The following is a 10,211-nucleotide window of genomic DNA, read 5'->3' on the forward strand; positions in this document are numbered from 1 at the left end:
GGACAAGCGCCAGCGCGAGGCCGGCGAGAAGGTGTATGCGCAAACCTGCCATCTCATGCCTCATGAAAATCATCGCCGTGATGGCGATTGGTCTCGCTTGGTGCCCTGTGTTGCGGGCCGGGGTCTGCCATGCGCGAGCGCACGCAGCATCACTCTTTCGATGGAACGCAGACGAGGGGGGACGGGCATCATGCGGGCATCTGGCGCGCCGGTGATGGCGCCTTTACGGGGGCGGGCGCGAGGCGCCTTCCCGCGCGATCACCGTTTTGCACGCAGCGCCCCTGCCAGCTCCAGCTCCCGGACCGACGCGCGCGCGATCGAGTTCCGGATCGCGCCGGTCCCATAATTGCCCCTGTTCTTGTACATCTCGCGCACGATGATGCGGTCGAGCGCCGACATCTCGGCCGGAGCATCGGGATTGGCGCCGGAGGGTGTGAACAGGTTGAGGATGGAGTCCGCCGGAATCCAGCCCTTTGCATCCGGACGAAACTCCACCAGCATCTGCATTGTCAGGTAATCGCCGAGCTGTTCGATGGTGATGCCGTCGATCGTGTCGATATCGACCACCGAGAAGGACTTGCTGATCTGGGCCGGCTCTGCGTAGAGCGCCAGACGTGATCCGGCCACGCCATCGAAGTTGACGGCCTGAAATCCCCGCCCGCCACTGGCACCCTGCCGCGACAGGGGCTGGTTGGTTCCCAAAAGCGCCTGGATTATCTCCAGATTCACGTAGTGCCAGTTGTAGACCGGGCGCGCCGGTTCGATGAGGCGTCGCATTTCCGGCAGATAGAGTGCATGAAAAGCTGCGCCGCCTTTGTATCGCGACAGCGCGTTGACTAAGCGGTGTGCGTCACGATCGAACACGATGACGGCGTTGACCTTGCAGCCCGGCGTGTCGCGCTCGATCCCGAGCATCTCGAGGTTGCTCTCGATCCGCGCTTTCAAAGGCTCGCTCAGTTCGGAGGGCCCATTGTCGATCCCCACGCAAACCGGGCCATTGCGCTTGGCGATGACACGCCCGGTCGGGATGATGGATCGCCACAGGAAGGTGCGCACTTCCTTTTCGGTATAACCTTCGACAATGATCTCGTTCTCGATCGCCTCGGCGGGAGGCGCTTCGGGGGTGCTGACCTGCGCCGTCAGCGATGCGGCCGGACCAAGCGCCAGCGCCAGGCCAGCCAGAAGATATGTGCGGAACGCGAGCATCGTAACCCTCGTGGTAATTCATGGTCTTAGTCGCGATTCGTTGCTGAACGTCGCCTGAATTGCCCGACGGGGCTTGCCATGGGCCAAGCCGCGTAGCATCACGCTGCCGGCAGAATTTGGACAGGGGAGGTTGGCGTCATGCGGGCATTTCGTGGGCAGTTGGTCGCAGGCGCAGCCATGGTCGCCGCAGCACTCGCCGGAGGGCCGCTGCTCGCCGAAAGGGTCGCGATCCGTGCGGGGAGCGTCATCGCCGATGCTTCGGGCGAGGCGAGCGGTCCGGCGACGATCATCGTCGAGGACGGCAAGATCGTTGCGATCACCCCCGGTCACACGGCAAAGGCCGACCGCGAGATTGACCTCAAGAGCCACACCGTCCTCCCCGGTCTGATCGATCTCCACACCCACCTCACCGGCGATCCGGGCGGGGATTTCTGGAAGGAGGCGACCGAGCCCGACGAATGGGGCGTCGTGGTCGGCGCCAAGAACGCGCGCCTCACCGCGCTCGCCGGCTTCACCACGGTGCGCGAGGCCGGAAGCGGGCAGGAGACCGCCTTCTCGCTGCGGCGCGGCACCGCCGAGGGCATCATTCCGGGCCCGCGCATCATCGCTGCCGGCCCCGCGCTGGCGATCATCGGCGGCCATGCCGACACCAACGGCTTCCGGCCCGAGGTCAACGCGCTGCTCGACACCGGCTACAACTGCACCGGCCCGGTGGAGTGCGCCGCCAAGGTGCGGCTCGCCAGCCAGAACGGCGCGGACATCATCAAGATCACCGCGACCGGCGGCGTGCTCAGCCAGCAGGGCCGCGGGCTCGAGGCGCATTTCACGCCTGAGGAAATGAAGGCCATCGCCGACACCGCGCATTCGCTGGGCCTCAAGGTCATGGCCCACGCCCACGGCGCGCGCGGCATCCAGCAGGCGGCCGAGGCCGGGATCGACACGATCGAGCACGGCACCTATCTCGACGAGGCGGCGGCAAAGGCCATGCGCGAGCGCGGCGTGGTGCTGGTGCCGACCCTGATGGCGCTGGAGGGCGTCTCCGAAGGGCTGGGCAAGGGCATCTACACCCCCGTGGTCGAGAACAAGATCCGTGCCGTGCAGCCGCTGATGGCCTCGCTGGTTGCCCGCGCGCGCCAGTATGGCGTCACCGTCGCCTTCGGCACTGATGCCGGCGTCTATCAGCACGGCCGCAACGCCGAGGAGCTGGCGCTGATGAAGAAGCAGGGCATGTCCGACCGCGAGGTGCTCGCCAGCGCCACCACGGTCGCGGCCAAGGTGCTCGGCATGGAGAGCCAGATCGGCAAGCTCGCACCCGGCTTCTCGGCCGACATCATCGCGGTCGCGGGCAATCCGCTCAGGGATGTGAGCGTGCTCGAGAAGGTCGACTTCGTGATGGTTCGCGGGCGGGTCATCGAATAGGCGGCATCGACTAGGCTTTAACCCTTGGGCGCTATGGCAGGGCAATGCCTGCCACCGCGCCCCAGCCCCGTGAACCGGAGCACTTCCACGCGGTCGACGTGCTGCGCGGCTTTGCGGCCGTGACGGTGCTGCTCAACCACTACCGGCAGATGCAGTACCCGCCGGGCACCTTCGACATCGACGCCAGCGCCATGGCGGGGGTCCTGCCGCTCTATGAGTGGCTGTGGCCGTTCTACGTCTACGGCAACTGGGCAGTGCAGGTGTTCTGGATGATCTCCGGCTTCGTCTTCGCCAAGGTCTATGCGGGCAAGGCGACGCCCGGCGGCGCGTTCCTGATCCGGCGCATCGCGCGGCTCTATCCGCTGCATTTGCTGACACTGCTCTTCGTCGCAGGCCTCCAGCTCATCGCCATCAGCCAGCTGGGCACTTCGCTGATCGTCGGCAACAACGATGCCTGGCACTTCGTCCTCAACCTGTTCCTCGCCTCATACTGGGGACTCGAGCAGGGCAAGTCGTTCAATGCCCCGATCTGGTCGGTGTCGGTCGAGATGCTGATCTACTTGCTGTTCTGGCTGGTCTCCAAGCCGCTGCTTAGCCGCGGGCTGGCCGGGCCGCTGCTCATGATCGTGGCCGCCGGGCTGATGCTGCGGCTGGAGCTGGGCGCGCACTTCATCTGGCAGTGCGCGCAGTATTTCTTCATCGGCTGCGCGCTCTACCACGTCGCCGCCCACCACGCCCGGGCGGTTCGCGATCTGGGGGTGATCGTCGCGCTCATGGCCGCCGTGTGCCTGGCGCTGCCAATCCTTGCCGGGGACTTCCGGATCGGCAACTTCTTCCTGCCCTTCGCGATTCTGCTGGTCGGGGGCGCGGCCCTGATCGACCTCGGCCCATGGGGCGCGCGCCTGCGGCATGTCCGCTTCATCGGCGACAGCACCTACGGCATCTACCTGTGGAACGTGCCGCTGCAGATCGCGGTGTTGCTGCTGTGCGCGTGGCTTGGCATCCCGGCGGAGGTGTGGCGCCAGCCGGCCATGCTGCTCGCCTACCTCGCGCTGTGCTGCACCGCAGGCTGGCTGTCCTTCACCTTCTTCGAAAAGCCCGCCAACCGCGCGGTGTTGCGCTGGGCCGGGGGGCGCGGCGAGGCGGCGGGGCAGGCGCCCGGCCACGCCGCTCCTGACGGGCGCGCGTTGCGCAAGGCGTGAGGAATCCGAAAGGAAGCGCGCCGCGCCTCCTGTAACCTTGCCGCGAGCGGCAGCGAACTGGCCGCAAACAGTCGTCATGCTTACAAGGGGGTCACCATCTCATGACTGTCACACACCAGAGCACCGTCCGCGCCATCGCGCTCCTGCTGCTCGTCGCGGCGCTGTCGCAAGCGGTCTACACCGCGCTTTTCATCGCCAAGATGGACGTGCCGCGCCAGATCCTTTGGGGGAGCGAGGGCGTGCTGTTCGCGATCCTCGCGGCGCTTGCCGGAACGGCAATGGTTTGGTCCAAGGGGCTGACGCTGGCGTTCTCCGCCATCGCCTTCAGCGCCGCACTCAACGTGGTGCAGGTCGGCGTCGGGCTGACGCTGTTCGGCCCCTTCGGCGATGCCGCCAAGGCCGACCCGGCGCTCGCCCCGCTCGCGGGCGCGATCGTCGCCTTTTCGTTTTTCGTCTACAACGCCGCCAAGCTGCTGCTTGGCCTTGCCGCGCTGGTTGCAGGCCTGAGCCTGACCGCACGCGGCAACAAGCTGCTGGGCGGAGCGAGCGTGCTGTTCGGCGGCCTTGCGATCATCGCCAACGGCGGGAAGATCGTGGCGGGCGGTGACCTGATCGCGGGCGTGCCGCTTGCAGGCGGCACAGGCGTGCTGGCGACGCTGCTGCTGGCGCTGTGCCTGCTGGGGCTGGCGAAGGACGATTGATTGGGGCAGGGGCGCTGGTCATGGCGCTGGGGCCAGCCCGCATGGCGGGGTTACGCCCCCCCGCGCAATTGCTTTAGCCCAGAGCCCGCTGCGCGCTTTCAACCAGCGCCTGCAGAGCTGCCATATGCGCCTTGAAGGCCCGGGCACCCTGCGGCGTGAAGGCGGCCCAGGTGCGCTGACGGCCACCCTGCGCCGCCTTGCGCAAGGTCACATAGCCCGCTTCTCCCAGCGCCGCGAGGTGCTTGGAGAGCACCGAATCGCTGACCTGCGTAATGTCGCGCAAGGTCGCGAACTCCACCTCCTCGACCCGCGCCAGCACCGCTGCGATCTGCAGCCTTGCGGGCGCGTGGAGGACCGTGTCGATCGTGCCCGTCACTGCGCCTTGCCTCGCAATTCGCGCTGGTAGACGACCTGCCAGAGGTAGCTCGCCGCCGTGGTGCCTGCGACCGTCACCGCCAGCAGCACCCAGAACACCGGCTGTTCGCGCTGCGGCTCGGCCATGCCCAGCCGCACATAAAGACACGCGGCCACCGCCAGGGCGAGAAGGGCAAAGGATATCCACATTGTCCGGCCCCGTGCCCACCCGCTGACGAACATGCCGTATCGCTTCATGTCGTGGTTTCTGAGGTAGAGGGCGAGGAGGATCACGCCGAAGCTCGCGAAGATCGACGCTCCGTCGCCGAGGGTCTGCCCGACCATCAGCACGCCCATTGCCAGTCCTGCCGCCAGATGCCGCCAGAACGGCCATTGCATCCGCTGCGAGAGGCGCTGCTCTGTGGCGCGGATTTCGGCCATCGCGGCGCGGGCTTCGTCGATGTCGGTCACGCTATGCTCCTCGCTGTGAAGGCTGGCCGAGGGCCGCTGCTCGTCACTTTCCATGATGGAAAGAGGGTTAGGCGTCACTTTCCGATTCGGCAAGTGATAATTTTCCAGCGTGGAAAGTGAAGGCGCCGCTCGCCAGCAACCGCCTCGACATGGCCGCAATCAGCCTCTAATGCAGAACCATCCCCGGGGAGCCGCTTGGCTGAGAGGGGCGGATAGCACCGCCCGACCCGTCGAACCTGAACCTGTTAACACAGGCGGAGGGAGTGGGCTGGTCACCGTGCCGCAGGTCCGCTTGTCCTCCGCAATGGAGAGAGACCATGGCCGACATCAACAGCCCCGTCGAAATCGGCGTCACCACCGGCCCCATTCGCGGGAGCCGCAAGGTTTACGTCGGCGCGCGCACCGGCTCGGGCATCCGCGTCGCGATGCGCGAGATCGATCTCGAGGGCGGCGAGCCCTCCGTGCGGGTCTATGACACCTCGGGCCCCTACACCGACCCCGACGCCCGCATCGACATCAGCGCCGGGCTCGCCCCGCTGCGCCGCGACTGGATCCTCGCGCGCGGGGATGTCGAGGATTATCAGGGCCGCGAGGTGAAGCCGGAGGACAATGGCCGCCTCGGCCCCGACCGCTCGGGCGGCGTTCCGCAGTTCCCCAACACCGTGAAGCGCCCCCTCAGGGCCAAGCCGGGCATGAACGTCAGCCAGATGCACTATGCCCGCCGCGGGATCATCACGCCCGAGATGGAATATGTCGCCGAGCGCGAGAACCTCGGGCGCGAAATCGCCGCCGATCTGATCCGTGACGGCGAGAGCTGGGGTGCGGAGATCCCCGATGTCATCACGCCGGAATTCGTCCGCAGCGAAGTCGCGCGGGGGCGGGCGATCATCCCCTCCAACATCAACCACCCCGAGAGCGAGCCGATGGCGATCGGGCGCAATTTCCTCGTCAAGATCAACGCCAATATCGGCAACTCCGCGGTGGCGTCGGACGTCGCGCAGGAAGTCGACAAGATGGTCTGGGCGACCCGCTGGGGCGCGGACACGATCATGGACCTCTCGACCGGGCGCAACATCCACGACACCCGCGAATGGATCATCCGCAACTCCGCCGTCCCCGTGGGCACCGTGCCGATCTATCAGGCGCTCGAGAAGGTCGGCGGCATCGCCGAGGAGCTCACCTGGGAAATCTTCCGCGACACGCTGATCGAGCAGGCCGAACAGGGCGTCGACTACTTCACCATCCACGCCGGCGTGCGCCTGCCCTACATCCCGCTCACCGCCAAGCGCGTCACCGGGATCGTCAGCCGCGGCGGCTCGATCATGGCCAAGTGGTGCCTCGCCCACCACAAGGAGTCCTTCCTCTACGAGCATTTCGACGAGATCACCGAGATCATGAAGGCCTACGACATCGCCTATTCGCTGGGCGACGGGTTGCGCCCCGGCTCGATCGCCGACGCCAATGACGAAGCCCAATTCGCCGAGCTCTACACTCTGGGCGAACTCACCAAGCGCGCCTGGGCGCAGGACGTGCAGGTCATGATCGAAGGCCCCGGCCACGTGCCGATGCACAAGATCAAGCAGAACATGGAAAAGCAGCTCGAAGCCTGCGGCGAGGCGCCGTTCTACACCCTCGGGCCGCTCGTGACCGACATCGCGCCGGGCTACGACCACATCACCAGCGGCATCGGCGCGGCGCAGATCGGGTGGTATGGCACCGCGATGCTCTGCTACGTGACGCCGAAGGAGCACCTCGGCCTGCCCGACCGCGACGATGTGAAGGTGGGCGTGGTCACCTACAAGCTCGCCGCCCACGCCGCCGACCTCGCCAAGGGCCACCCCGCCGCACAGGTGCGCGACGATGCGCTCTCCAAGGCCCGCTTCGAGTTCCGCTGGCGCGACCAGTTCAACCTCAGCCTCGACCCCGAAACCGCCGAGCAGTACCACGACCAGACGCTCCCGGCCGAAGGCGCGAAGTCGGCGCATTTCTGCTCGATGTGCGGGCCCAAGTTCTGCTCGATGAAGATCACGCAGGAAGTGCGCGACTTCGCGGCGAAGCAGAACGCCGGCATCGAAACCTTCGTCGCCAGCGAGGACGAGGCGGAAAAGGGCATGGCCGAGATGAGCGCAAAGTTCCGCGAGGTCGGCAACCAGCTCTACGTCGGCGCAGGCGACCGCGAGCACGATTGAGGCACCCTGGCTCCCCTCCCGCTTGCGGGAGGGGTCGGGGGTGGGTACCTTCCTCCCTCTATAGGGGAGGACAGAGCATGCACCACGCCACCATCCGCGCCGCCGCCGCCGCGCTCGCGCTGACCGCCGCCGCCGCAGCGCACGCCGGCGAGCCCAAGCAGACCCTCATGCCCGAAAGCGCCGAGGGCCGCGCCTTCCAGGAGATGGCGGGCTTCTCCGACGCGGTGGTGCATGGCGACACCATCCACCTCTCGGGCGTGGTCGCGGGCCCCGCGACGGGCGAGGACAGCCTCACCCCCGGCTACGAGCGCGCCTTCGCCCGGCTCGATGCGATCATCAGGCGGCTGGGCGCGACGTGGGACGACGTGCTGGTGTTCGACACCTTCCACAAGGGCCCGGTCGCCGCCCAGGTCGAGGCGCTGCTGCCGGTCAAGAACCGCTACATCAAGGCCCCCTTCCCGACCTGGACCGCGGTCGGCGTGAGCGACCTCTACTCCCCCGGGGCGGTGACCGAGATCAAGCTGACGCTGCGCAAGCCGCAATAGGTGAGGGAGGGCGCCCTAGCGCGCCATCGCCACCATCACCCGGTCGAGCGCCTGCAAAAACCGCGAGCGGTCCGCCTTGCCGAAGGGCGCGGGGCCGCCGCCCGCTGACCCTGTGGGTCCGTCCATCCCGGCGCGCAGGTCGGCCAGAATCGCGCGGGTGGCGATGGCGCCGCCGATGCTGGCGGCGGTGAACTCGTCCCCCTTGTGCCCGAGCACCCGCGCGCCTGCCTTCAGACAGCGCTCGGCAAGCAGGATGTCGCCGGTGACGACCACGCTCCGCCCATCGGCCGCCCGCGCGATCCAGTCATCCGCCGCATCGAAGCTGTCCGACACCACCACGCGCTTCACCCGCGGGCTTTCGGGAATGCGGAACGGGGCATTGCTGACCACGCGCACCTCGGCGCGGTAGCGTTCCGCGACGCGATAGATCTCGTCCTTCACCGGACAGGCATCGGCGTCGATCAGAATGGTGACGGGGGGCATGGCGCGGGCTTAGCCGAATGGCGAGGGGGGCGTAAATGGCAAGCCCGGTCCTCCCCGGCACGGGGAGGGGGCGAAGCGGAAGCGGCCGAGGGGCAGGCGGCAATCCTCCCCTTCAGGGGAGGGGGACCACCGAAGGTGGTGGAGGGGCATACGAGGGTGATCCGAAGGGTTGGCGCGTGCCTGCACTCGAGCAAGGTTTCACGCAGAGGCGCAGAGGGAAGGGGGGAGTCTAATCCGCCTCTTCTATGTCGATATACTTCTTGCCCTTGCCCTTGCCGACGAAGGTGACTTTCACCTTATGGTTCACCATCGGGCCAATGATATCATCTACAGCGTCTTCAAGTCCGGTTACACGCACACGCCTTCCACTTGCTTCGACCTCAAGCCAATTAGCGTCTAGATCGAGAGCCCGAAGTGTTCCAATAATCTCACTTCTAGCTTCACTCGATGGAGGTGTGAGCCTTTCAATGTGCTCCGAAGAATAAGTTTTTGCGTCCGAAGTAAGATTAATTTCTTTTGAATTGTCAAATGAATATATTCTGACCTTTTCGTATGACTTGCCATTTGGAGCAAGACTTCTCGCAAGTCGAACAAAGGCTTCGCGATAATCCTCACGGCGCACTGTCAGTTCGAGTTGAGTTTGATCGCTCTGCGTAGACGCATAAACGATATCTAAGAATTTATCAGTAATTTCCTGAGGATTGAGGCTGGACTTAAAAAAATCAGACTGCTTGGGCGCTTCGACTGCAACGGCGAATTGATAACTAGATGGCGGGGCGTAGAATAGCCAAGGGCGACAATAATCTCTAATTTCAATAGGAGCTTGTCCCCGAGTTCTGAATGGTGAATCGCTGAGATATTCAATAGTTCTGATGAACAGGCTTTGTATGTTTTGAACTTTATTAATTACAAGCTCCAAAGGGGCTCCGCCTTTTATAATTTCGCCTCCACTCAGAGATATGATTATCTGTCCGGGAAGAAATTTTACAGCGCCGTCTTTTTTGGATTTTTCATTCCAAGAGGCTTGCAAAACCAGCTGCAATTGCTCCTGAATATCGGCTGGAAGGCTTTCGCTAAGTAGTTGCATCGACAGACTTGCCGCGCGTTCATACTCTGCACCCTTAAAGAGTAGAGAGGCAGCCGAAAGGCCAATTATCCCTCTAGTGCGGGGCTTCTCCAAGGGAATCTGGTTGAATGCTTCCACTTCAAAATCAGCGGCTTGCCTATAAAGCCCTTCGGAATCGTGTCTGTTATACAGCCTGACTTGACTTGCGGTAAACGCGATGTCGACGCTCTGTTTGTGAATTTCGGCCCAACTCATCAGACGTTACCCGAACGCGAGGAAAGGAGCACGACCTTCTGCTGAAATCCAGTTACAGCAGCTATTGCTGGAAGTGGGTGCTGCGCCGCCTCTGTTTGCCTTACCTTAGAAGTAAGGCGTTGATCGCAGATGGCTCTTCGGCCTTTGTCGACACCGGACACCTCAAATCGAAGTGCAGTTTCGAGGTCATCGATCGCGCTGCCCCTCGGGGCAACGTAATAGTCTGCGCCAGTAAGAGTCTCGGCCCTTTGTATCGCTACGAGGTCGGGACTGTCAGGATTTCCGTGTGTGGCCGGGCATAATGGGCAACAAGGAGTCCC

General features: G+C 64.6%; 10 protein-coding genes and 1 riboswitch. Of the genes, 5 read left to right on the top strand and 5 right to left on the bottom strand.

Annotated features, from left to right (window positions below):
• Positions 1–258 precede the first annotated feature (258 nt).
• Complete coding sequence (locus AX692_RS06715; protein WP_073975922.1) at positions 259–1,206, bottom strand: hypothetical protein; 948 nt, start codon at positions 1,204–1,206, stop codon at positions 259–261.
• A 138-nt stretch (positions 1,207–1,344) separates the two neighbouring features.
• Here AX692_RS06715 and AX692_RS06720 point away from each other — a divergent pair, with 138 nt between their 5' ends.
• From AX692_RS06720 to AX692_RS06730, 3 genes are all read left to right on the top strand, one after another.
• Complete coding sequence (locus tag AX692_RS06720; protein WP_073975923.1) at positions 1,345–2,625, top strand: metal-dependent hydrolase family protein; 1,281 nt, start codon at positions 1,345–1,347, stop codon at positions 2,623–2,625.
• Positions 2,626–2,669: 44 nt separating this feature from the next.
• Positions 2,670–3,827 carry an acyltransferase family protein gene (locus tag AX692_RS06725; protein WP_073975924.1) on the top strand — a complete coding sequence of 386 codons (1,158 nt, stop codon included), beginning with the start codon at positions 2,670–2,672 and terminating at the stop codon, positions 3,825–3,827.
• Positions 3,828–3,928: 101 nt separating this feature from the next.
• A complete protein-coding gene (locus AX692_RS06730) occupies positions 3,929–4,528 on the top strand; it encodes a thiamine biosynthesis protein ThiC (protein ID WP_073975925.1) in 600 nt (199 codons plus the stop codon).
• A gap of 73 nt (positions 4,529–4,601) precedes the next feature.
• On the opposite strand, the gene AX692_RS20495 is transcribed toward AX692_RS06730, so the two are convergent.
• Positions 4,602–4,904: a transcriptional regulator gene (locus AX692_RS20495; protein ID WP_073975926.1), complete on the bottom strand. Its 303-nt coding sequence runs from the start codon at positions 4,902–4,904 to the stop codon at positions 4,602–4,604.
• Positions 4,901–5,353, bottom strand: coding sequence for a hypothetical protein (locus AX692_RS20500; RefSeq protein WP_230960646.1), 453 nt, complete (start codon positions 5,351–5,353; stop codon positions 4,901–4,903). Before AX692_RS20500 ends, AX692_RS20495 begins: the two co-directional genes overlap by 4 nt.
• Positions 5,354–5,527: 174 nt before the next feature.
• A riboswitch (TPP riboswitch) is annotated at positions 5,528–5,634 on the top strand.
• A gap of 36 nt (positions 5,635–5,670) precedes the next feature.
• On the opposite strand from AX692_RS20500, the gene thiC reads away from it, so the two are divergent.
• Both thiC and AX692_RS06750 read left to right on the top strand, forming a co-directional pair.
• Positions 5,671–7,542, top strand: coding sequence for a phosphomethylpyrimidine synthase ThiC (gene thiC, locus AX692_RS06745; RefSeq protein WP_073975928.1), 1,872 nt, complete (start codon positions 5,671–5,673; stop codon positions 7,540–7,542).
• Between the two features lie 77 nt (positions 7,543–7,619).
• A complete protein-coding gene (locus tag AX692_RS06750) occupies positions 7,620–8,087 on the top strand; it encodes a Rid family hydrolase (protein ID WP_073975929.1) in 468 nt (155 codons plus the stop codon).
• A gap of 15 nt (positions 8,088–8,102) precedes the next feature.
• Here the strand turns inward: AX692_RS06750 and AX692_RS06755 are convergent, their stop codons facing one another.
• Both AX692_RS06755 and AX692_RS19555 read right to left on the bottom strand, forming a co-directional pair.
• Complete coding sequence (locus AX692_RS06755; protein WP_073975930.1) at positions 8,103–8,570, bottom strand: YaiI/YqxD family protein; 468 nt, start codon at positions 8,568–8,570, stop codon at positions 8,103–8,105.
• 229 nt (positions 8,571–8,799) lie between these two features.
• Positions 8,800–9,891 carry a hypothetical protein gene (locus tag AX692_RS19555; RefSeq protein WP_155644866.1) on the bottom strand — a complete coding sequence of 364 codons (1,092 nt, stop codon included), beginning with the start codon at positions 9,889–9,891 and terminating at the stop codon, positions 8,800–8,802.
• Positions 9,892–10,211 lie beyond the last annotated feature (320 nt).

Origin of the sequence: Erythrobacter donghaensis (assembly GCF_001557325.1) — a bacterium.
Taxonomy (GTDB): domain Bacteria; phylum Pseudomonadota; class Alphaproteobacteria; order Sphingomonadales; family Sphingomonadaceae; genus Erythrobacter; species Erythrobacter donghaensis_B.